The 22,983-nt window shown below is 72.6% G+C and carries 11 protein-coding genes; 7 read left to right on the top strand and 4 right to left on the bottom strand.

All coding sequences use genetic code 11. The annotated features are described in order from the left end of the window. Window positions 1-637: 637 nt before the first annotated feature. The 4 genes from ABTY04_RS37460 (at window position 638) to ABTY04_RS37445 (ending at window position 7,077) form a co-directional block, all read left to right on the top strand. A complete protein-coding gene (locus ABTY04_RS37460) occupies window positions 638-3,574 on the top strand; it encodes a helix-turn-helix transcriptional regulator (protein ID WP_352217907.1) in 2,937 nt (978 codons plus the stop codon). Further along, on the top strand, window positions 3,555-4,478 hold the full coding sequence (locus ABTY04_RS37455; RefSeq protein WP_352217906.1) for a metallophosphoesterase family protein: 924 nt from the start codon (window positions 3,555-3,557) through the stop codon (window positions 4,476-4,478). The genes ABTY04_RS37460 and ABTY04_RS37455 overlap by 20 nt, the downstream gene beginning before the upstream one ends. Next, entirely contained in the window at window positions 4,475-5,233 is a 759-nt protein-coding gene (locus ABTY04_RS37450) for a 4'-phosphopantetheinyl transferase family protein (RefSeq protein WP_352217905.1), read from the top strand. The genes ABTY04_RS37455 and ABTY04_RS37450 overlap by 4 nt, the downstream gene beginning before the upstream one ends. Window positions 5,234-5,415: 182 nt before the next feature. Next, window positions 5,416-7,077, top strand: a complete 1,662-nt coding sequence (locus ABTY04_RS37445; protein WP_352217904.1) for a flavin monoamine oxidase family protein — start codon at window positions 5,416-5,418, stop codon at window positions 7,075-7,077. 71 nt (window positions 7,078-7,148) lie between these two features. On the opposite strand, the gene ABTY04_RS37440 is transcribed toward ABTY04_RS37445, so the two are convergent. The 3 genes from ABTY04_RS37440 to ABTY04_RS37430 form a co-directional block, all read right to left on the bottom strand. Continuing rightward, window positions 7,149-8,561, bottom strand: coding sequence for a class I adenylate-forming enzyme family protein (locus ABTY04_RS37440; protein WP_352217903.1), 1,413 nt, complete (start codon window positions 8,559-8,561; stop codon window positions 7,149-7,151). Window positions 8,562-8,810: 249 nt separating this feature from the next. Continuing rightward, complete coding sequence (locus ABTY04_RS37435) at window positions 8,811-9,455, bottom strand: thioesterase II family protein (RefSeq protein WP_352217902.1); 645 nt, start codon at window positions 9,453-9,455, stop codon at window positions 8,811-8,813. 80 nt (window positions 9,456-9,535) lie between these two features. Next, window positions 9,536-10,108: a sugar phosphate nucleotidyltransferase gene (locus tag ABTY04_RS37430; RefSeq protein WP_352217901.1), complete on the bottom strand. Its 573-nt coding sequence runs from the start codon at window positions 10,106-10,108 to the stop codon at window positions 9,536-9,538. Window positions 10,109-10,445: 337 nt separating this feature from the next. Between ABTY04_RS37430 and ABTY04_RS37425 the strand changes: the two genes are divergently transcribed. From ABTY04_RS37425 to ABTY04_RS37415, 3 genes are all read left to right on the top strand, one after another. Then, the gene (locus ABTY04_RS37425) at window positions 10,446-11,468 is read left to right on the top strand and encodes an ABC transporter ATP-binding protein (protein WP_352217900.1); all 1,023 of its coding nucleotides are present in this window, start codon (window positions 10,446-10,448) and stop codon (window positions 11,466-11,468) included. Then, the gene (locus tag ABTY04_RS37420; RefSeq protein ID WP_352217899.1) at window positions 11,465-12,313 is read left to right on the top strand and encodes an ABC transporter permease; all 849 of its coding nucleotides are present in this window, start codon (window positions 11,465-11,467) and stop codon (window positions 12,311-12,313) included. Before ABTY04_RS37425 ends, ABTY04_RS37420 begins: the two co-directional genes overlap by 4 nt. A 229-nt stretch (window positions 12,314-12,542) precedes the next feature. Beyond that, window positions 12,543-13,502 (top strand): ACP S-malonyltransferase, encoded by a 960-nt coding sequence (locus tag ABTY04_RS37415; RefSeq protein ID WP_352217898.1) that lies wholly within the window; start codon window positions 12,543-12,545, stop codon window positions 13,500-13,502. Window positions 13,503-13,578: 76 nt separating this feature from the next. Here the strand turns inward: ABTY04_RS37415 and ABTY04_RS37410 are convergent. Next, the coding region (locus tag ABTY04_RS37410) for an SDR family NAD(P)-dependent oxidoreductase (protein WP_502996800.1) at window positions 13,579-22,983 on the bottom strand (9,405 nt) is incomplete at its 5' end.

The raw sequence follows: 22,983 nt of genomic DNA, 5'->3' as shown, positions 1-22,983 counted from the left end.
CCTCGTCGAGCAGCAGCGCGATGCGCTCGCGTGCGGTCAGCTTGCCCTTGGCGTGCTGCGCCTCGGTCGCCCGGTCACTCGGTCCACGCCGCGCCAGCTCACGGAGCTCGCTCAACTCGGCCACTTTCCCGGTGAGGTTCGTCGTCATGTGCCCTCTCGAGCCCGGCCCCGCGGAAGCGGGCGTCATCGGTTCGCGCGGACCTCCAAAGGGCCGCGCCCCCGCCATTAAACGAGCGGCCGACGCGGCTTCTCCACCGCCTCCTACCCCTATCCTCCGCGCGACCACCCCTAGAGCGGAAACAGGCGAATCCGCACGCATTTGAGGTTTCCTTGAGGTTTCCGATCGTGACGAAACGGAAGGTGGAGGATTTCGTTGAACCGGCCGCGGCTTGGTTCCGCGTGCCACGGGAAAGGAGCGCAGGCGGGAGACCGGACTAAAGTTGGTACAGTTCAATCAACCTGCCGAACGGGAAGTACGGGCCTGCCGTTTGACCAACGGTGAGCCCTGAATTCCAGGCGCTCCTCGGACACCGCCTTCCTGTTACGCGCGGTAACTCGAAGTGAATAGCCATGTCATGCCATGAGACCGACATGCGACGTTTCTTATCTCATCGGGGAGGCTTCCACAGCCATGTTGGTGGAGCGGGATGAACAGATCGCCAAGCTGACCTCCTGGGTGACCGGCGCCGCCCGGTCCCACGGAACCGAACACGGAGCCACGTACGGAATCACAGTCGCCGGTGCTCCTGACGACCTCACCACGCCCGGCCGGACCGCCGTGATCAGCGGCCCGGTCGCCTCGGGCAAGACGGCTCTGCTGCACCGCGTGCTGGAGCGGACGGCAGACTCGGGCGTCCGGCTCCTCAGCGCCGTGACCTCCGCCGCCGAACAGGACATCCCCTTCGGCGTGGTGGAGGAACTGCTGCGCGACACCGCGGACGCCGCGGGCCCCCTCCCGCTCCGCGGGCCGGCCGGCACCGAGGACCTCGTCCCCACCCAGACGCTCATGGCGTTCTACGCCCGGCTCGCCGGCCTCGCGGCGCGCGGGCCCGTCCTCATCGCGATCGACGACGTGCAGTACGCCGATCCGCAGTCCCTGCACTGCCTGTTGTACGCCCTGGGCCGCGCACGCACCGCGGGGGCGGGCCTCTCGCTGATGGTCACCCGGGGCCCCGACGCGGGCGCGACCCCGCCGCGGGTCCTGGAGGAACTGCTCCGTCGGATCGAAGGGCCGCGCCTGCGGCTGCGCCCGCTCAGCGTCCAGGGAGTCGAGGCCCTGCTGGCCCACCGGGCCGCGGAGACGGACCGTTCGGCCGCCCACGCGAGCGCCCCCGCGCTCACCGCCCGTCTGGCCGCAGCCCTGCACGGGGCCACCGGAGGCAACCCGCTGCTCGTGCGCAGCCTCCTGGACGACCACGACCCCCGGCGGCGGGGCGAGGAAGCGGCCGACGGATCGTTCCAGCCGGGCGACCGGTTCCTCCGGGACGCGCTGATCTGCATCCACCGGACGGGCGCCGACGGCCTGCGGGTCGCCCAGGGCATCGCGCTGCTCGGCATCGCCGGTCCGCTGCCGCTGCTGGCCCGGCTGGTGGAGGCCGAGGAGCGGACGGTGGAGGAGGTGGTGGCCGCTCTCGGTGACGCGGGCATCCTCCGAGGCTCTCGCTTCTGGCACGGCGCGGTACGGACGGCGGTGCTGGAGAGCCCGGACGACGACGACGTGGCCCGGCTGCGCCGGCGCGCCGCGCGGCTGCTGTACGGGGCCGGGGCGGCGCCGATGGTCGTCGCCGCGCACCTGCTGGGCCTCGGGCCGGGCGTTCCCGACGAGGAGTGGGTGCCTCGGGTGCTGAGCGACGCCGCGCACACGGCGCTGGCCTCCCAGCGCGTCGGGTTCGCGGTGCGCTGCCTGCGGCTGGCCGAGGAGTGCTCCTCAGACCAGCGGGAGCGGATCCGGCTCCGGGCGAGCATGGCCAAGTTCATATGGCGGGTCAACCCCTCCGCCTGGGCCCGCGAACTGCGGCCGCTCAACGCGGCGTTGCACGAGGGTTCGCTCCCGGTCACGGAATCCCTGCGGCTGGTCGACGACTTGCTGTGGAACGGCTGGATCGACGACGCGGCGACGGCGATCCAGCACGCTCTGGAGGGCTGGCCGGGGACCCCCGATCCCGCGATGACCACGGAGCTGCGCAGCGTACGGCTGGTGCTGGCCTCCACGTACCCCACGCTGCTGGACCGGCTGGACGGCGCGCTCGTCCCGGCCTGGGACGGCGCGGCGCATCCGGCGGGCGCCGCGGAGGACGGCATCCTGGCCGCGATGGGGGCGTTGCACGGCGTCCTGAGCGCGGGCACCGGCGCCCCGGCGGCCGCCGACGGCACGGCCCCGGGCGTACGGGACCGGGCCGCGGCGGACGAGCGGCTCGCCGAGAACGCCGAGCGGATCCTGTCCGGGACCCGCCTCACGGAGGAGACGCACGTCACCGTACGGGCGTGCCTGCTGGCCCTGCTGTACGCGGAGCGGCTGGGCGCGGCGATCCTGTGGACGGACCGGCTGCTGGAGGAGGCCGCCGAGCGCGGCGCGCCCGGGTGGACCGCCGTCATGCAGGCGATGCGCGCGCACATGGCGCTGCGCCGCGGCGAGCCGGCACAGGCGCTCCGGCTGGCCGAGGAGGCACTGGAGCAACTCCCGCCGCACGGCTGGGGCGTGGGTATCGGCATGCCGCTGTCCGCCCTCATCGAGGCGCGGACCGCGATGGGCGACCACGAGGCGGCGGCGGCGCTGGTGGACCACCCGGTGCCCGAGCAGATGCTGCTGACCCGCTACGGCCTGCACTTTGTCTACGCGCGTGGCAGGCACCAGCTCGCCACAGGGCGGCACCAGGCGGCGCTCACGGACTTCATGACCTGCGGGCGGCTGATGCGCGAGTGGAAAATGGACCGGGCGGGCCTGGCGCCCTGGCGGGTCGGGGTCGCGGAGGCCTCGCTGGCCCTCGGCAACCGCGATATGGCGGAGCGGTTCGCGAGGGATCAGCTCGCCGAGGACGCCGGACCGCGGGTGCGCGGCCTGGCCCTGCGCGTCCTGGCGGGTACCCGGCCGCTGCCGGAACGGCCCGCCCTGCTGGACCGAGCCGTGGCCCTGCTCCAGGAGGAGGGTAACTCGTACGAGCTGGCCCGGGCACTGACCGACCTCGGAACCGCGTACGAGCGGCTCGGTGACACGGCGCAGGGCAAGACCTGCACCCGGCGGGCGGGGCGGATCGCCGAGGCGGGCGGGGCCCGGGACCTGTCCCAGCTCCAGGCCGAGCAGCCCTCGCAGAGCGCACCGCCGCAGCCCTTGGCCGCACCGGCGCCGGGCCCCGCGCGGCCGCAGCAGGCCGCGGCGTCCATCCTGACGGACGCCGAGCGCCGGGTGGCGGCGCTCGCCGCGCACGGGTACACGAACCGGGAGATCGGCGCCAAGCTGTTCATCACGGTCAGCACCGTGGAGCAGCATCTGACGCGGGTTTACAGGAAGATCAATATCACTCGTCGTCAAGACCTGCCGGTCAGTTGGGACATCGATGTCGCGCATACTGCCTGATCCCGCCGCCCAGCCCGCGCCCACCGCCGCCGGAGCCGCGCCCGCCACCTCGGCGGCCGGTCCCCGGTTGCTCGCGGTGAGCGACCTGCACATCGGGATGGCCGACAACAGGCCCATCACCGAGTCCCTGAAACCCACCCACCCGGAGGACTGGCTGATCGTCGCCGGCGACGTCGGCGAGCTGACCGAGGACATCGAGTGGGCGCTGCGCCTGCTGGCCGGACGCTTCGCCAAGGTGGTGTGGGCTCCGGGCAACCACGAGCTGTGGACCCCGTACGAGGACCCGGTCCAGTCCCGCGGCGAGCAGCGCTACCGGTACCTGGTGGAGCTGTGCCGCGGGCTGGGCGTGGTCACGCCCGAGGACCCCTGGCCGGTGTGGCGGGGACCCGGCGGCCCGGTCGCCGTCGCCCCGCTGTTCCTGCTGTACGACTACACGTTCCGGGTGGCGGGCACCACGACCAAGGAGGAGTCGCTGGCCCGGGCGCACGAGGCCGGCGTCGTCTGCACGGACGAGTACCTCCTGCACCCCGACCCGCACCCGGGCCGGGACGCCTGGTGCCGGGCCCGGGTCGAGCTCACCCTGCGTCGGCTGGAGGCGCACGACCCGGCGGTGCCGCTGGTCCTGGTCAACCACTTCCCGCTGGTCCGGGAGCCCACCGACGTGCTGTGGCACCCGGAGTTCGCCCAGTGGTGCGGCACCGTTCTCACCGCCGACTGGCACCGCAGGTTCCGTACGGCCGCCGTGGTCTACGGCCACCTGCACATCCCCCGGACCACCTGGTACGACGGGGTGCGGTTCGAGGAGGTGTCGATCGGCTACCCGCGCGAGTGGCGACGGCGCGGTCACCCCAAGGGCCTGCTGCGGCAGATCCTGCCCTACACGGAGGAAGAGCCCCGGACGTGATAGAGACCCTGCTGCCCGAAGAGGTGCGCACGAGCGAGGCCTTCGGGCCGGACGGCTCCGCGGTGCTCCATCCCGAGGAGGCCGTTCTGGTCGCCGCGGCGCCGAATGAGCGGCGCGAGGAGTTCACCACCGTACGCGGCTGCGCCCGCCGCGCGCTGGCGGCGCTCGGGCTGCCGCCGACGCCCGTCCTGCCCGGGAAGCGCAACGTGCCGCAGTGGCCCGCCGGGGTGGTGGGCAGCATGACCCACTGCGCCGGCGGCTACCGGGCCGCCGTCCTCGCCCGCGACACCGATCTGATGGCGGTCGGCATCGACGCCGAGCCCGACCTGCCGCTGCCCCGGGGAGTCCTGGAGTCGATCGCCCTCCCCCAGGAGCTCGTCTGGGCCCGCACCCCGGTGACCGGGGCGGCCCGGCTGTGCCGGGACCGGCTGCTGTTCAGCGCCAAGGAGGCCGTGTACAAGACCTGGTACCCGCTGGTGGGCACCGAGCTGGACTTCGACGACGCCGCCCTGTCCTTCCGTACCGACCAGCACCTCCCGGCCGGGAGCCCGCGGCGCGGCGCGTTCCGGGCACGCCTTCTGCGCCCGGGGACGGCCCCCGACGGACGGCCGGTGACGGAGTTCACCGGCCGCTGGCTCGCGGAACGCGGTCTGGTCGTCACCGCGATCGCCTTGCCCGCCCGCCGGGCGGCGTCGGCCGGCGGGCACACCACCGCGTACGGCGCCGGGGGCGGGGTGGGGCACCCGGGTCGGTAGGGGTTGTCGGGCTCCGGCGCCGCTGCGTAGCGTGCGAGGACCGGACCGACTGTGCACGGCGTACCGGGGCGCGTGGCACTCCCCGCCCTCCGGGCCCGCTGCGTCGCCGCGTCGCCGGCCGCGCCCGGCTCGTCTCCGGTTCCCCTGGAAGCGATGTCGAACCGGCCCGAGAGGTACTCCAGATGACATCAGCAAGCCCGGCCCCGACCACCATGCTCGTGCCGGACTTCCCGTTCTCCTACGACGGCTGGCTGCGCCACCCGGCGGGCCTGGGCTCCCTGCCGCCCGGGCGCGCCGGCACGCCCGTGGCCGTGGTGGGCGGCGGGATGGCCGGACTGACCGCCGCCCACGAGCTGATGCGGCTGGGCCTGCGCCCGGTCGTGTACGAGGCCGACCAGCTGGGCGGCCGGATGCGCTCGGTGCCCTTCCCGGGGCAGCCCGGCTGTGTGGCGGAGATGGGCGCGATGCGCTTCCCGGTGTCGGCCCGCGCGCTGTTCCACTACATCGACCTGCTGGGGCTGCGTACCCGCCCCTTCCCCAACCCGCTGGCGGAGCACACCCCGAGCACCGTCATCGACCTGGGCGGCGTACGCCACACCGCGCGCACCACGGAGCAACTCCCGGACGTCTACCAGGAGGTGGCCGCGGCATGGGAGAAGGCGCTCCAGGAGCGGGCGGAGCTGTCCACGATGCGCGACGCCGTCCGGCGGCGTGACGTGGAGACGCTCAAGCACGTCTGGAACCGGCTGGTCCGGGAGTTCGACGACCAGTCCTTCTACGGGTTCCTCGCCACCAGTGCGGCATTCCGGTCCTTCCGGCACCGGGAGATCTTCGGGCAGGTGGGCTTCGGCACCGGCGGCTGGGACACCGATTTTCCCAACTCGCTGCTGGAGATCCTGCGCGTCGTCTACACCGAGGCCGACGACCACCAGGTGGCCGTCCTCGGCGGCTCCCAGCAGGTGCCGCGCGGGCTGTGGGAACACCGGCCGGGGGACTGCGCGCACTGGCCGGCGGGTACCTCGCTGGCCTCCCTGCACGGCGGGGCGGCCCGGCCCGGGGTCCGCTCCGTGCGGCGCGACGGCGCAGGGTTCACCGTCACCGACGCCGACGGGCGCCGGGACCGGTTCGCCGCCGTGGTCTACACGCCGCATGTGTGGACGCTGCTGAACCGCGTGGAGACCGATCCGGCGCTGCTGGGCGCGCCGCTCTGGACGGCGGTGGAGCGGACCCACTACATGGGCTCGTCCAAGCTGTTCGTGCTGACGGACCGGCCGTTCTGGCGGGATGTCGATCCTGACACCGGGCTGCCGGTGATGAGCATGACGCTCACCGACCGGATGCCGCGCGGCGTCTACCTGTTCGATGACGGCCCGGACCGCCCGGGCGTGATGTGCCTGTCGTACACGTGGAACGACGACTCCCTGAAGATGGCGACGCTCAGCGCCGGGGAGCGGCTGGACGTCCTGCTGGGGAAGCTCGCGGACATCTATCCGGGGCTGGACATCCGCTCGCACGTGGTCGGTGAGCCGCTGACCATCACGTGGGAGACCGAGCCGCACTTCATGGGCGCGTTCAAGTCGAACCTGCCGGGTCAGTACCGCTACCAGCGCCGGCTGTTCACGCAGTTCATGCAGCGCGGGCTGCCGCAGGCGCAGCGGGGCTTCTTCCTGTGCGGCGACGACGTGTCGTGGACCGCCGGTTTCGCGGAGGGCGCCGTCACGACGGCCCTGAACGCGGTGTGGGGCGTGCTGGACCACCTGGGCGGGGCGACCCACCCGGACAATCCCGGCCCCGGTGACCTCTTCGAGGAGCTGGCGCCCGTCGAACTGCCCTACGAGGACTGACGGTCACCACGCGCGTGGGCGCCCCCGCCGCAGGGCGGGGGCGCCTTTCGCCGTGCCGTCGGGACGGCCGGTCAGGCCTGGTCGGCGGCGAGCGCCGTCAGTGCCTTCTTGTCGGGCTTGCCGTTGCGGTTGAGCGGGAACTGCTCCAGCACCACGACCTTGTTGGGCTGTTCGAAGGCGGGCAGCAGGGCGCACAGCCGCTCCCGCCAGTGGGCAGTGTCCCGCAGCTCCTCGTCCTCGACGAAGAAGACCAGCTGCGAGCCGCGCAGTTCGTCGGGCAGGGGCACGATCCGCGTGGGGCAGCCCTGGGCGGCCACCTTCCGCTCGATGAGCTCGGGGTAGAGCGTGTAGCCCATGCGGTGCACGGCGAACTTCCGGCCCAGAACGTGCAGGTTGCCGCCGGCGTCGAGGTGGCCGAGGTCGCCGGTGGCCTGCCAGCCGGTGGCGTGGGCCGGGACAATGGCGCCGTCGTCGGCCACCTGCCCTTCGAGGGCGTCGGGGGTGTCGACCTGGATCTCGCCCGTCTCCCCCGCCGGCAGTTCGCGGCCGTCCTCGTCGACGATGCGCAGCCGGATGCCCTCCATGGCACGGCCGCACGCGACCGGGTTGTCGAGGGTGGCGAAGGAGATGTTGCCGAGTTCCGTGGATCCGTAGCTGTCGAGCAGCGGCAGCCCGAACTCGGCCACGTACCGCTCCACCAGCGGTGCGTCCAGGGGCGCCGCACCGACGCAGAACATACGGGTGCCGGCCAGGTGGGCGCGCAGCGCCGCCTTGCGGGTGACCAGGCTGAGAATGCTGCGGTAGCTGGACGGGGTCGCGTCGATGACCGTGACCCCTGCGTCGCGGGCCATGCGCAGGGCACGGTCGAGGCGGCGGTAGGGGGCGATCACCAGGGAGCAGCGGGTGAGCCAGGCGATGAGCACCATCGACAGGCCGTACTGGTGGGCGAACGGCAGCAGCGGCATCAGGACGTCGTCGGCCCGGTGCCCGACCTGGTCGGCGTTGCGCTGGAGGTTGCGCAGGAACGAGGCACCTGACTTCACCACGCCCTTGGGGGACCCGGTGGAGCCGGAGGTCCACATGATGAGGCCGTCGGGAAGCTCACCCCAGGCGTCGAAGGACAGGGCCGCGGCGGCGGGCTCGTGGTCTGCGACGGCGACCATGAGCTCGTACAGGTGGATGGGGTCGGCGTCGGGGTAGACAGGGGTCTCGTCGTCGACGAAGGTGACCTTGACGCCGGTGCGGAGGGCGATCCGGCGGGTCTCCTCCGCGTGTTCCTGCTGGTCGACGAGGACGATCGAGGCGCCGACGTGCATGAGCGCGTACAGGACGCACACGTAGCTCGCCGAGTTGCCGGCCTTGAGCATGACCCGGTCGCCGAGGCCGACGCCGCGTTCGCGGATCGCCTCGGCCACCCGGAGGGCGTCCTGTTCGAACTCGTCGACGGGCCGTACCGAGTCGGCTGAAAATATCTTCGCGGTCATCGGTCGCACAATGTCCTTCCTCTGGGCCGTGACACGGCCGGGCGGCGTGCGGTGCGCCGGGCCGGCGGTGGTTCGGGGCCCGTTCAGGGGTGGATCGCGGGAATCGCGAGCTTCACAAGGGATGGGGATTCGGCCGGTGCCGCCCCGTTGGGTTCGTGCGGTGGGGCCGCCCTGGGCACGGGTCTCCACGCCCGCACGCTAGGCAGCGGGCCGCGGAGCGGGTACCCCTGAACGACCCCTTGGGGCCCCTCAGTCGGGGTCCGGTTCACCGAGCGAGATCAGCTGGTCGTGCACGATGTTGACCACCTCCCGGCGATGCGACTTCAGGTACCCCTGGGCGCCGGGGAAGACCTCCAGGTCGAAGCGGCCGGACGTGCACCGCCGCCAGCCGCGGACGCCGGCCAGCGCGGCGCGCGGATCGTGCTGGGCCGTCAGCGCGACGACCCGGCAGCTGAGGGCGGGCGGGCCGAGGCTGCCGCGGTGTCCGGGATTCGTCCGCCCGGAGACGAACAAGGTCAGCGGGGCACCGTACGCCTCCCGCTCCAGCCTGCATCCCACCGCGTAGGCCAGATCGGCGCCCATGCGGTGCCCGAAGAGGGCGAACGGGCGGTCGGTCCAGCCCCGTACCGCCTCGAAGACCTTGTCCGCCAGTAACTCGACCGCCGCGGGGTCGAGTTCCTCCTCGGCCGACAGGGAGGGGTACTGCACGATGACCAGTTCCACGGTGGGCAGCAACAGCTCGGCCATGGCGAGGTAGCAGAGCGGGGAGTTGCGTGAGCTCGGGAAGCAGATCATGCGGTAGCTGCTCGGGAGCGCGGGCTGCCGGATCTGGATCAGGCCGACCTCGTCGGGGGTGGTCTCCTCGGCGGGGGACCGGTTGTACGCATGGGTCATGCTCCCTGGGACTCCGCCTCGGATGGTGCCTCTGACTCGTAGGTCGGGTGTACGGCCGGCTCCTCCTGAGCGGAGTGCCTTCATGAAGGGATCTGCGCCTCGTCGTGGTCGCCGGCGGTGCCGGAGACGACCTCCAGGCCCTGGCCGGCCAGCCACCGCAGGACGTCGGTGATCTCCAACCCGCCGCGGGCGGAGGGCTGGACGGCCTCGACGGCCCGGTGCACGGCGTCCGTGAAGAAGTACACCCCGGCCCGGCCGGGCACGGCCTGCGCCGCCGGGCGGCGGATGCGGAACTCCTCCAGTTGTTCGCCGATCCCGCCGGGGACGAGGGTGTCCCCCGGGTGCGTCACGAAGTCGTCGTCCCCCAGCCAGTGGCGCGCGGTACGCACGGCGTGGGCCAGGCCCGGCGGCCGGTGCTGGGGGAGGTAGGTGACGCTGACGCCGAAGCGGGCGCCGTCGCCGACGGCCGCCCGGACCTCGTCGGCGGTGTCGCCGAGGACGATGCCGACATCGGTGATGCCCGCGTCGGCGATGCCCTCGATGGCGCGGAAGAGGACGGACTGGTCGGCCGAGTGCTGGTGCTGCTCGGCGGAAGTGGTGGGCGGGGGGCGCAGAGGCGTGCCGGATCCCCCCGACAAGACGAGTGCTTTCACGGTCTCCTCGCGGAATGGTGAGGCGAGCGGATCTGATCCGGCGCAGTCACCTGGCGATGCTATGAGGATATTTGCCGGGACCGCAATACGTGGTCACCCCTACACCCCCCCCTATGCCTTTCCTCTTCCCCCTAGGCCCGGAGCCGGGCGGACCACGGAGGAGTCCGGTGTGTTAGACATGGCGTGCACATATCTTTTCCGCGTCCCATTCAGTCGGCGCCCGACGCGCGGCCGGTTACGCGATATTCCCCGCGCGGACCCCCCGGACCGCCGTTTCCGCGTCCCGCTTGATTCGCAGGCATAAATGAAATCTGAACGACCCGTGGATTCCGCTGTCGTGGTCGATGGACTGGTCAAGAAGTACCGGGACCGTGACCGGCCGGCGGTGGACGGCTTGAGTTTCTCGGTGCGCCGGGGTGAGGTGTTCGGCTTCCTGGGTCCCAACGGAGCCGGAAAGACCACGACCATCGGCATCCTCACCACCCGCGTGGCCCCCACGGCGGGGCGCGCCTTCGTACAGGGCGTCGACGTCGTGGCCCACCCCGCGCAGGCCCGCCGGGCCTTCGCCGTCGTCCCGCAGCGCAACAACCTCGACCAGTCGCTCACACTGCGGCAGAACCTGACCTTCCATGCCGGCTACCACGGCATGCGCCGGGCCGAACGGCGTCGGCTCGCCGACGAGTGCCTGGAGTGGGTGGGGCTCGGCGACCGCGGCAAGGACCGCGGCGACCAGCTCTCCGGCGGCCAGGCCCAGCGCGTGATGATCGCCCGGGCCCTGATGCACCGGCCCGACGTGCTCTTCCTGGACGAGCCGGCCAACGGACTCGACCCCCAGGCGCGGCTGTTCATCCACGAGCGGGTGGCCGAGCTGAGCGGGCGCGGTGTGACCACCGTGCTCACCACCCACGACATGGACGAGGCCGCCCGGCTCTGCGACCGCGTCGGGATCGTGGACCACGGGCGGCTGCTCGCCCTGGACACCCCACAGGCACTCATGCAGAGCCTGAGCGGCACCGCCCTCACCCTCACCGTGCGGCCGGCGGAATCCGGCGCCGTCGAGGTAATCCGCCTGCTGGAGAAGATCGAGGCGGTGACGCGGGTCGAACGGATCGAGCCCGGCCGCCCGGAGGGTTCCAACGACTCCGTCGACTCCGCGGACGGCACGGCGCCGGACGCCGAGGACCTGGCCGCGGACGCGCCCGTACGGCTCCGCCTCTACAGCGACGCGCCGTCCGGTGCGGTGCTTCCGGCCGCCATCACCACCCTGACGGCGGCGAACTGCGACATCAAGGACATCAAAGTGGGCACCGCGACACTGGAGGACGTCTTCATCGCGCTGACCGGCCGGGAGCTGCGATGAGCACCGCCACCGCACCCGACCCGGTCGCCGGCTTCCCCCAGGAGCTGAAGCCCGCTCCGGCCGGCGTCCGCTCGGTGACCCGTACGTTCTTCTTCATCCTGTGGCGGGACGTCTTCGTCACTGGCCGCGAACTGGGCACCTTCCTCGCCCAGATCCTCGTGGAACCGTTCTTCATCCTGTTCGTCTTCGGCAAGGTCCTCGGCGAACTCGGCTTCACCGGCGGCAGCTTCCAAGCGGTCCTGCTGCCCGGTGTGGTGGCGCTCAACGCCTTCCTGGTGAGCCTGCAGAACACGGCGCTGCCGCTGATCATCGACTTCTCCTGGAGCAAGGAGATCGAGGACCGGCTGCTGGCCCCGATCCCCACCACCCTGGTGGCGGTCGAGAAGCTGGTCTTCGGCATGCTGCGCGGCGTCGTCGCCTCGCTGCTGATGATCCCGATGGGCTTCATGGTCCTGGACCACGTGTCCTGGCCGATGGACCGGTTCCCGGCCACCCTGGGCGTGCTGCTGATGGGCGCGCTGGCCGGCAGCACGGTGGGCCTGACCATCGGCACCCTGGCCCCGGCGCGGCACATCAGCATCGTCTTCGCGGTGACGCTGACCCCGCTGATGTTCACGGGCTGCACCCAGTTCCCGTGGCACGGCCTGGCGGACATCCGCTGGTTCCAGGTGCTGTGCGCCTTCAACCCGCTGACCTACGTCAGCGAGGGGATCCGCGCCCTGCTGCTGCCGCCCGGTGGTCCCGGCTCGATCCCACTGCGGGTGGACCTGCCGGCGCTGACGGCGGCGATCCTGATCTTCGGCGCGATCGGCATCAAGGGCTTCCACCGCAGGGCCCAGGACTGACCCTGTTCGTCCGCTTCTCCTCCGGCCTCGTGCCCGGACCGGCGCACCCGCGCCCGGCCGGGTGCGAGGCTTTTTCTCGTCACCAAATCCGTCCGCACCCTCCACACCATCTCCACCATCACGGAAGCAAAGGTATTCACGGACCATGACTCATTCCGATGCGATTGCCGCGGCGCCTACGCCAGACTCCTCCGATTCCCGGACCGGGACCGCCATCGTATTCCCCGGCATGGGCCCCGCGTCGTTCGCCGAGGTCGGCAAGTTCCTGATGCTGGACCCGTATGCGAGGGCCCGGCTAGCGGAGGCCGACGAAGCGCTCGGATATTCGGTGTTCGACCGTTTCCGTGACTCCGAGGAAGACTATTCCGTCGATTTCCAGATCGCCTTCCTGGTGAACTCCATGGCGCTGGCGGACCGGGCCGTGGACGCCCTCGGCGTCTCCCCCACCGTCTGCGCGGGGCCGAGTTTCGGCCAGAAGGCGACCGCCGCTTTCACCGGGTCGCTCTCCTTCCCCGACGTCGTCCGGCTGACCGCCGAACTGGCCCGCTGTGAGGAGGAGTACTTCTCCGGAGCGTACGAGGACGTGGTCACCCACTGCTTCGTCCGCACCCCGCAGGAGCGCCTGGACGAGATCCTCGCGGGCTTCGATGACCGGGGCGCCTGGTACGACCTCTCCGGCCGCCTCGACGCGGGTTTCCACATGCTCTCCGTACGGGAGAAGGAGCTCGACGCCCTGAACGCCGGCATCAGCGCGGCGGGCGGCTACTCCATGTACTCGATGCGGCCGCCCGTGCACGCGGCGGCCTTCTCGGCGCTGCGGCGGAAGGCCGAGGAGGAGGTCTTCGGCGCGTACGAACTGGCCGACCCCGCCCTCCCGGTGGTCGTCGACCACGACGGCACGGTCGTGCGGGACGCCGCCGGGATGCGCGAGATGATGCTGGACACCTTCGACCGGCCGATCCACTGGCCGGCCATGGTGGAGTCCCTCAAGGGGCTCGGTGTCGGCACGCTGTACGTGACCGGCCCCGACAACCTGTTCCACCGGCTGGACGTCACCAAGCAGAACTTCGAGGTCGTCCCCGTGGGCCTGCCGAAGAAGCGGGTCCGCGAACGCGAGCGGGAGCAGGCGCTGGAGCGGTCCCGGGCGACCCGGGCCCGGCGCGCCACCTCGGGGCCCGTGACCGCCTGAGGAAGCGAACACGGGCCGGGCCCCATCCCCTGAGGGATGGGGCCCGGCCCCTTTCACGTCACCGGACCGGCCTGCCTCAGACAGTGGCGTCCAGCCACTGCTCGACGGCTCCCGCGGTCGTCGTGGCGTGCTGCTCCATCATGGTGAAGTGGTTGCCTGCCACGTCCACGGCCGTGTGCTCCAGGTCCCAGTACGAACGCCAGTCGCCGTTCGTCGAGCGCTTCCAGTCGAAGAACTGCTCCTCGGCCCGGACCAGCAGCGTCGGCGCCTTCACGGCTTCCGGCTTCCAGCCGCCGAACAGCCGGAAGTAGGCGCCCATCGCGAGCAGCCGGCTGTCGTCGACCGGGACGTAGCTGCCCTGCCGCTCGTCCACCCCCACAGACAGCCCGGGCTGGACGCCGATGATGGCGTCGTCGTCGTGCGAGTAGATGTCGACGAGGACCACGGCCTCCGGGAACACCCCGGCGCTCTCCAGCCGACCCGCCACCGCGTGGGCGAGCATGCCGCCCGAGGAGTGCCCGAGCAGGACGAACGGTTCTCCCTGCGCGTGCCGCAGGACGGCCTCGGCCTGCGCCTCGATCACCGCCTCGGCCGTCGAGGGCAGCTGCTCCCCGCGCAGGAAGCCCGGCGCGGCCATCGCGTGGACGTCCCGCCGGCCGCGGAACGCGGAGGCGAACCGGGCGTACTGGTGCGGACCCGAGATCGACAGGATCGAGGAGAAGCAGACCAGTCCGGGCCGCGTCCCGCCGCGCGAGAGCCGCACCAGGCTCGGCGCCTTGCGCAGCTCGGCCGACGAGGCGAACGACGGCCGGAACCGCGACGCCTGCATGAGCAGTTCCATGAACTGACCGGACGCACCCTGCGTCCCCGCCTCCTGGAGCATGGCGCCGAAGACTCCGGCGCCCTCCTCCCCGTCCTGCCCGGCCGCACCGTCGGGCCCGGCCGGGCCGCCCGGGGCCCCGGCGAGCTCGGCGCGCAGCCGGGCGGCGACGAGGAGCGGGGTCGGGTGGTCGAAGAGCAGGGTGGCCGGCAGCCGCAGGCCGGTCGCCGCGTTCAGCTGGTTGCGCAGCTCGACGGCGGTCAGCGAGTCCAGGCCGAGCTCAAGGAACTCCTGGGACTCCCCCACCGCGTCGGGCGAGGGATAGGCGAGCACCGCGGCAGCCGTGGCACGCACCACCTCCAGCAGCACCCGTTCCTGCTCCTCCTCCGGCAGCGCCGACAGGCCCGCGAGCCGTCGCGCCGCGGCGGACACCGCCGCGTCGGCGACACCGCGGGCGGCGGCCCTGCGCAGGCCCCCGCGTACCAGCCCGCGGAAGAGCGGCGGGAGGCCTCCGGCGTCCGCCTGGGCCCGCAGCGGCGCGGTGTCCAGCCGCATGGCGACGAAGACGGTTCCGGCCCCGGTCAGGGCGCTCGCCGTGTCGAAGAGGGCCAGGCCCTCCTCGGAGGAGAGCGGGGCCAGTCCGGCGCGCGCCATCCGCTGGACGTCGGCGTCCGTGAGGGCGCCGGTCATCTCGCTGCGCTGTTCCCACAGCCCCCAGGCCAGCGACACCGCGGGCAGCCCCGCCGCGCGTCGGCGCTGGGCCAGGGCGTCGAGGAAGGCGTTCGCCGCCGCGTAGTTGGCCTGCCCGGGGCTGCCGAGCGTACCGGCGGCCGAGGAGAACAGGACGAACGCGGCGAGGTCCAGGTCACGGGTCAGCTCGTGCAGGTGGAGGGCCGCGTCGGCCTTCGGCCGCATGACCGCGTCGATGCGCTCCGGGGTCAGGGACGGTACGAGTCCGTCGTCGAGGTGGCCCGCCGTGTGGACGACGGCGGTGAGCGGGTGCTCGGCCGCGATGCCTGCCAGCAGCGCGGCCAGCTCCTCCCGGTCGGACGCGTCACAGGCGACGACCGCCGCCTCCGCGCCCAGCGCGGCGAGTTCCGCGACCAGCTCCGCGGCGCCGGCGGCGGCGGGACCGCGCCGGCTGGTCAGCAGCAGGTGGCGTACGCCCCGCTCGGTCACGAGGTGCCGGGCGAGCAGGCTGCCGAGCACTCCGGTACCGCCGGTGATGAGGACGGTGCCGTCCGGGTCGAGCGCGGGGACTGGTGCGCGGTCCGGGGCCTGTTGGGCGGCGTCGTCCGTCTCGGGGCGGGCCGCCGGGACCCGCGCCAGCCGGGCGGCGTGCAGGGACCCGTCGCGGACCGCGACCTGGGGTTCCCCGCTCGTCAGCGCGGCCGTGAGCGGCGGGGCGGGTTCCGCCGCCCCCTCCGCGTCGAGGTCGAGCAGCAAGAACCGGCCGGGGTTCTCCGACTGCGCGGAGCGCAGCAGTCCCCACACCGACGCGTGCGCCGGATCCGCCACGCCCTCGCCCGGCCGTACCTCGACCGCGCCACGAGTGACGACCGCCAGGCGGGCCCCGACGAGGGCCTCGTCGGCCAGCCAGGTCTGGACGAGGTTCAGGGCGTCATGCGCCGCCTGCCTGGTGGCTCCGGCGACGTCGGCGGTGATGTCCGCCGTACCGTCCGGGTCGGTCGCGGCGTACGAGACGAGCACGGTGTCCGGCCGCGGCTTGCCGGCGGCCACCACTCCCGCGAGCACGTCCAGGTCCGCGTAGACGTCGGCGGTGACGCCGGCGTCCCGCAGCGTCGCTTCCAGCCCCAGGGTGTCGGTCCCGACCACGGCCCAGCGTCCGCTCGTGGCGGCGGGGGTCCCGGTCAGTGCGGGCCACTCCAGCCGGAAGAGCGACTCGTGGAAGGCGGGCCGGGCCGACCGCAGCCGGGCCGGGTCGAGCTCCCTCAGCAGCAGGCACTCCACCGACACGACCGGTTCGCCCTGCTCGTCGAAGGCCGCGAGGGACACGGCTCCGGGTCCTGCGGGAGCCAGCCGCACGCGCAGCGCGCCCGCCCCGACGGCGTGCAGGCCGACACCGGTGAAGGAGAACGGCAGCCGGATCCGGTCGCCCCCGCTCGCCTCCTCGTCCACTGTGGCGAGGAAGGAACCGAGCGCGAGGCCGTGCAGCCCCGCGTCGAGGAGCGCCGGGTGCACACCGAAGTGCGCGGCGTCGGCCTGCGGGCCTTCGGACAGCGAGAGTTCGGCGAACAGTTCGTCACCGCTGCGCCAAGCGGCCCGCAGGTTGCGGAACGCCGGGCCGTACGCGTACCCGATGGCGGCGAACTGCTCGTACAGATCAGCCACGTCGAGCTGTTCGGCCCCTACGGGAGGCCAGACCTCGGGGCCCGACACCCGCGGCGCGGCCTCCGCGCCACCCGCGCCGAGCACACCGCCCGCGTGCCGCGTCCACGGCTCCTCCTGGCCCCGACCGCCGTCGTCGATCCCGGTCTCCGGGCGTGAGTGGACGTGCAGCACGCGCCGTCCCGCTTCGTCGGGGGCTGCCACCGACACGCGGAGCTGGAGCGCACCCTGCTCGGGCAGTACCAGCGGCGCCTCAAGGGTCAGCTCCTCGACGAAGTCGGTGCCGGCCCGCTGGGCGGCGTGCAGCGCGAGCTCCACGAAGGCGGTACCGGGCAGCATGACGGTGTCCGCCGCCCGGTGATCGGCCAGCCAGGGGTGGCTCTGGAGCGACAGGCGCCCCGTGAACAGGAACCCTTCCGAGTCGGGCAGTTCCACGGCCGCACCCAGCAGCGGATGCCCGGCCGAGCCGAGCCCGGCGGAGGCCACATCGCCGACCTGGGCGACCGGGACCTCGATCCAGTAGCGGTCGCGCTGGAAGGCGTAGGTGGGCAGCTCCACGCGCTGGGCTCCGGTACCGGCGAAAACGGCGTCCCAGTCGACCGTCACACCTCGTACATGGGCCTCGCCGAGGGAGAGCCAGAAGCGCTCCAGGCCGCCCTCGTTGCGTCGCAGGGAGCCCAGGACGGCGGCTTCGCGGCCGGCGTCCTCGGCGGTCTCCTGCATGCCGACGGTCAGCACCGGGTGCGGGCTCGACTCGACGAAGACGCCGAAGCCCTGGTCGAGGAGGGTGCGGGTGGCCTGCTCCAGCTCGACGGTCTGGCGAAGGTTGCGGAACCAGTAGCCGGCGTCCAGCTCCGGGCCCTCGACCCACTCACCGGTGACAGTCGACAGGAAGGGAACTTCGGCGGCCCGCGGGACGATCGGGGCGAGGAGTTCAGCAAGCTCGTCCCTCAGCAGCTCGACCTGAGCGGAGTGGGAGGCGTAGTCGACGGCGATCCGCTTGGCACGGATCCCGTCGGCCTCGCACGCGGCGAGCAGCTCGTCCAGGGCCTGGCCCTCACCGGACACGACCACCGAGGAGGGGCCGTTGACGGCGGCGACCGAGATCCGCTCCTCGCCCCAGGGGGCGATGCGCTCACGGACCACGGCGGCCGGCAGGGGTACGGAGACCATCCCGCCCAGCCCGGCCAGCACGCGGCCGATGGCCTGGCTCCGCAGAGCCACAACCCGGGCCGCGTCTTCCAGGGAGAGGATCCCGGCCACGCACGCGGCCGCGATCTCACCCTGCGAATGCCCGATCACCGCACCCGGCCGCACACCCGCCGAACGCCACACCTCGGCCAGCGACACCATCACCGCGAACAGCGCCGGCTGCACCACATCCACCCGGTCGAGCGAAGGCGCACCATCGACACCGCGCAGGACATCAATCAACGACCAGTCGGTGAACGGCTCCAGCGCCTTCGCACACTCGTCCATCCGCCAGGCGAACGCCGAGGACGACTCCAGCAGGCCTGCCGCCATGCCCACCCACTGCGAGCCCTGACCGGGGAAGACGAACGCTGTCTTCGCGGTGCTCACGATGCCGCGTGCCACGCCGGACGCCGCGACCTCGTCCCGCAGTGCGGTCAGGCCGCGCAGCAGCTCCTCCCTGTCGCCGGCCACGACCACCGCACGGTGGTCGAAGGCGGCGCGGGTGGTGGCCAGGGAGTGGGCCACGTCGGCAGCCCTGAACCCGGCCGCGTCCTCCAGGTGGTCCAGCAGGCGGGAGGCCTGGTCGCGCAGCGCGTCCGCCGACTTCGCGGACAGTACGTACGGCAGCACCGGCACCGCGTCGCCGTAGGCGGCGGTCTCAGTCTCCTCGTCCGGGGCCTGCTCGATGATGGTGTGGGCGTTGGTGCCGCTGATGCCGAACGACGACACGGCGGCACGGCGCGGGCGACCGGTCTCCGGCCATTCCACCGACTCCGTCAGCAGCGTGACGGCGCCGTCGGCCCAGTCGACGTGCGGGGTGGGCTGGTCGACGTGCAGGGTCTGGGGCAGCACACCGTGGTGCATGGCCTGGACCATCTTGATGATGCCCGCGACACCGGCGGCGGCCTGCGTGTGGCCCATGTTGGACTTGATCGAGCCGAGCAGCAGCGGCCGGTCCGCCGGCCGGTCCTGGCCGTACGTGGCCAGCAGCGCCTGTGCCTCGATCGGGTCGCCCAGGGTCGTGCCCGTGCCGTGCGCCTCCACGACGTCCACATCGGCGGCGGACAGGCCCGCATTGGCCAGGGCCTGCCGGATGACGCGCTGCTGCGAGGGCCCGTTCGGGGCCGTGAGGCCGTTGCTGGCGCCGTCCTGGTTGATCGCGGAGCCGCGGACCACGGCCAGCACCGGATTCCCGTTGCGCCGCGCGTCCGACAGCCGCTCGACGAGCAGCATGCCGACGCCCTCGCCCCACGCCGTGCCGTCGGCCGCGGCGGCGAACGGCTTGCAGCGGCCGTCGGTCGCGAGGCCGCGCTGACGGCTGAAGGCGATGAAGGTGCCGGGCGTGGCCATGACGGTCACACCGCCGGCGAGCGCGAGGTCGCACTCTCCGTTGCGCAGCGCCTGAGCAGCGAGGTGCAGGGTGACGAGGGAGGAGGAGCAAGCTGTGTCGACGGTGACGGCCGGGCCTTCGAGGCCGAAGGTGTACGAGACGCGGCCCGAGGCGACGCTGCCCGAGCTGGAGGTGCCCATGTAGCCCTCAAGTCCCTCGGGGGCCCGGTGGAGCAGGGTGCCGTAGTCGTTGTACATGACGCCCGCGAAGACGCCCGTACGGCTGCCCCGCATGGTGGCCGGGTCGATGCCCGCGCGCTCGAACGCCTCCCACGACGTCTCCAGCAGGAGCCGTTGCTGCGGGTCCGTGGCCAGTGCCTCGCGCGGCGAGATCCCGAAGAACACCGGGTCGAAGTGGTGGGCGTCGTGCAGGAACCCACCAGCGGTGCTGTAGCTGGTGCCCTTGCCGTCCGGGTCCGGGTCGTAGAGCGACTCCAGGTCCCAGCCGCGGTCGTCGGGCATGTCCGAGATCGCGTCCCGGCCCTCCAGCACGAGCCCCCACAGGTCCTCGGGAGACCGCACGCCGCCCGGGAAACGGCAGGCCATCGCCACGATCGCGATCGGCTCGTCGTCGTGAGCCGTCGCCGCGACAGGGCCCGTGGCCGCCGCCTGGCTGCCGAGCAGCTCGGCGTACAGGAACTCCGACAGGACGGCGGGGGTCGGGTAGTCGAAGACCAGCGTGGCGGGCAGCCGTACACCGGTCGCGGCGCCCAGGCGGTTGCGGAGTTCGACGGCGGTCAGCGAGTCGAACCCGACCTCGTTGAACGACCGTGCCGGGTCGACCACTTCAGGCCCGACGAAGCCGAGGACCGCGGCGACCTGGCCACGGACGAGGTCCACCACGGCACCCGGCTGCTGCTCCTTCGCCAGCGCGGCCAGCTGCCGGGCGAAGGTACCGCCCCTGGCGGTGGCGCGACGGGTGGGCATGCGGACCAGGCCCGACAGCAGCGGCGGGAGCATCCCACTGCCGGCCTGGGCGCGCAGCGCCGCCAGGTCCAGCTTCACCGGCACGAGCAGCGGGTCGTCCGTGCTGAGGGCCGCGTCGAACAGGGCGAGACCCGTCTCCGGCGTGAGGGCACCCACGCCGCCGCGGTTCATGCGGTCGCGGTCACCGTCGTCCAGGTCACCGCCCATGCCGCCGACGCTGGTCCACAAACCCCAGGCGAGGGAGGCAGCCGCCAGACCCTGCGCCCGACGGTGGGCGGCCAGGGCGTCCAGGAAGGTGTTGCCCGCCGCGTAGTTGGCCTGACCCGCGCCACCGAAGACACCGGCGGCCGACGAGAACAGCACGAACGCGGAAAGGTCCAGGTCCCGGGTGAGTTCGTGCAGGTTCCACGCCGCATCCACCTTCGGACGCAGCACCGCCGACAGACGCCCGGCCGTCAGCGAACCGACCACACCGTCATCCAGGACACCAGCCGTGTGCACGACCGCCGTCAACGGATACTCAGCCGGTATGCCGGCCAGTACGGCCGCCAGGGCCTCACGGTCGGCCACATCACACGCCGCCCACGACACCTCAGCACCCAGACCGGCGAGCTGAGCCGACAGCTCCGCAGCACCCTCGGCCGCCTCACCACGCCGGCTCACCAGCAGCAGACGCCGCACACCGTGCTCAGCGACCAGGTGACGCGCGAACAGCCCGCCCAGCGAACCACTCGCGCCGGTGACGAGCACCGTGCCCTCAGTGGGCCACCCGACGGCCGCGTCTGCGGCGACCGCCGCACGGGCCAGCTTCGGCACCAGCAGCGAGCCGCCCCGTACCGCCAGCTCGGACTCGCCCGAAGCCAGCGCGGCCGACAGTCCGGCCTCGATCTCACCCTCGGCGTCGATGTCGATGTCGATGTCGACCAGGACGATCCGGCCGGGGTTCTCCGACTGCGCCGAGCGCACCAGACCCCACACACCGGCATGGGCCAGGTCCGACACGCCCTCGCCCGGTACGGCCTCCACCGCACCCCGAGTCAGGAACACCAGACGCGCATCAGCGAAGCGCCCGTCGGACAGCCACTCCTTGACCAGCGTCAGCACCCGGCCCGTCTGCGCGTGGACCGCGCCCGCGACGTCCTCGGCGGCCGACTCGACGCACGGCACCACCAGCGCCGCCGGAATCTCACCGCCCTCGGCCACGGCCACGGCCAGCCCGGCGAGATCCGCGAACACCTGCGAACCCTCGCCCAGCATCAGCCAGTCACCGAACGACTCACCGGACGCCACCTCGGACCAGGCCACGCGGTACAGGGAGTCCCCGTGGCCGCCGGCCTGCCGGCCGAGCTGCTCAGGCGAGAACGCGCGCAGGGCCAGACCGTCCACCGACGCGACGGGCGCACCCTCGACATCGGCGATCTCCAACCGCACCGCGTCCCGGCCGGCCCGCGAGAGCCGCACCCGCACACTGTCGGCACCGACCGAATGCACCGCCACGCCCGACCAGGAAAACGGCAGCCGACCCTGACCGGTGTCCTCCACCAGCGAGCCAAGGCCGATGGCATGCAACACCGCGTCCAACAGCGCCGGGTGGATCGTGAACTGCTCCGCACCCGGCTCGGTCTCGCCGCCGAGGCTCACCTCGGCGAACACGTCCTCACCCCGACGCCAAGCGGCCCGCAGCCCCTGGAAGGCCGGCCCGTACCCGAAACCAGAGTCGGAGAGGCCCTCGTACAGACCCTCCACCGGAACGGCCTCCGCCCCGGCCGGCGGCCACTCGATGAGATCGAAGCCGGGGGTGTCGCCCGCCCCCTCGGCCAGGATCGCGGTCGCGTTCCTGACCCACGCCTCGTCATCCGGCGCACGATCGTCGCGGGAGTGGAAGACGACCGGTCGGCGGCCCGAGGCGTCGGGCGCCGCGACGGAGATCTGGAGCTCGACACCCCCCTCCTCGGGAAGCACCAGCGGAGCGGCGAGCGTGAGCTCGTCCACCAGATCGCAACCGACCTGCTCACCCGCCCGCAGAGCCAGCTCGACGAAAGCCGTACCCGGCAGCAGGACCGACCCCATGACCCGGTGGTCACCGAGCCAGGGGTGGGTGGCCAACGAAAGCCGCCCGGTGAGGAGCAGCCCATCGGCGTCCGCCAGAGAGACCGAAGCGCCCAGCAGGGGGTGATCTGCGGACCTGAGGCCCACTGTGGTCACGTCCCCGCCGAGGGTTCCGGCATCGAGCCAGTAGTGCCCGCGCTGGAAGGCGTAGGTGGGCAGGTCCACGTGCTCGGCGCCGGTGTCGGAGTGGAAGGCGTGCCAGTCGACGGCGATGCCGCGTACGTGGACCTCCGCGAGGGCGGTGGTGATGGTCGCCGCCTCGGATCGGCCCTTGCGCAGGGCCGGAACGAAGGCGACCGGGCCGGTGCCATCGGTCAGGCAGGACTGCGCCATCGCGGACAGCACGCCGGCGGGGCCGAGCTCGACGTACGTCGTCACGCCGGCGGCTTCCAGGGCGCGGACACCGTCGAGGAAGCGCACCGCCTCGCGAACGTGCCGGACCCAGAAATCAGCCGAACCCATCTCGTCGGAGACGAGCGCTCCGGTGAGGTTCGAGACGACCGGGATGCGCGGGGCCTCGAAGGTAAGCCCGCCGACGGCCTCGCGGAAGGCGTCGAGCATGCCGTCCATGTGCGGCGAGTGGAACGCGTGGCTGACCGTCAGCCGCTTGGACTTGCGGTCCGGGAAGGCCTCCGCGACCGCGACCGCCGCGTCCTCGTCCCCGGCGACGACCACCGCCCGGGGGCCGTTGAT

This window comes from Streptomyces sp. NPDC097981 (assembly GCF_040302565.1).
Lineage (GTDB): Bacteria > Actinomycetota > Actinomycetes > Streptomycetales > Streptomycetaceae > Streptomyces.
Note: the sequence above shows the minus strand (reverse complement) of the source record. Positions and strands in the feature narration are given on the sequence as shown.

Bases quoted from the DNA above. Each gene is read 5' to 3' on its own strand.
- ABTY04_RS37445 (WP_352217904.1), top strand. From the start codon at position 5,416: ATGACATCAGCAAGCCCGGCCCCGACCACCATGCTCGTGCCGGACTTC.
- ABTY04_RS37435 (WP_352217902.1), bottom strand. From the start codon at position 9,455: ATGACCCATGCGTACAACCGGTCCCCCGCCGAGGAGACCACCCCCGAC.
- ABTY04_RS37455 (WP_352217906.1), top strand. From the start codon at position 3,555: ATGTCGCGCATACTGCCTGATCCCGCCGCCCAGCCCGCGCCCACCGCC.
- ABTY04_RS37420 (WP_352217899.1), top strand. From the start codon at position 11,465: ATGAGCACCGCCACCGCACCCGACCCGGTCGCCGGCTTCCCCCAGGAG.
- ABTY04_RS37415 (WP_352217898.1), top strand. From the start codon at position 12,543: ATGGGCCCCGCGTCGTTCGCCGAGGTCGGCAAGTTCCTGATGCTGGAC.
- ABTY04_RS37440 (WP_352217903.1), bottom strand. From the start codon at position 8,561: ATGACCGCGAAGATATTTTCAGCCGACTCGGTACGGCCCGTCGACGAG.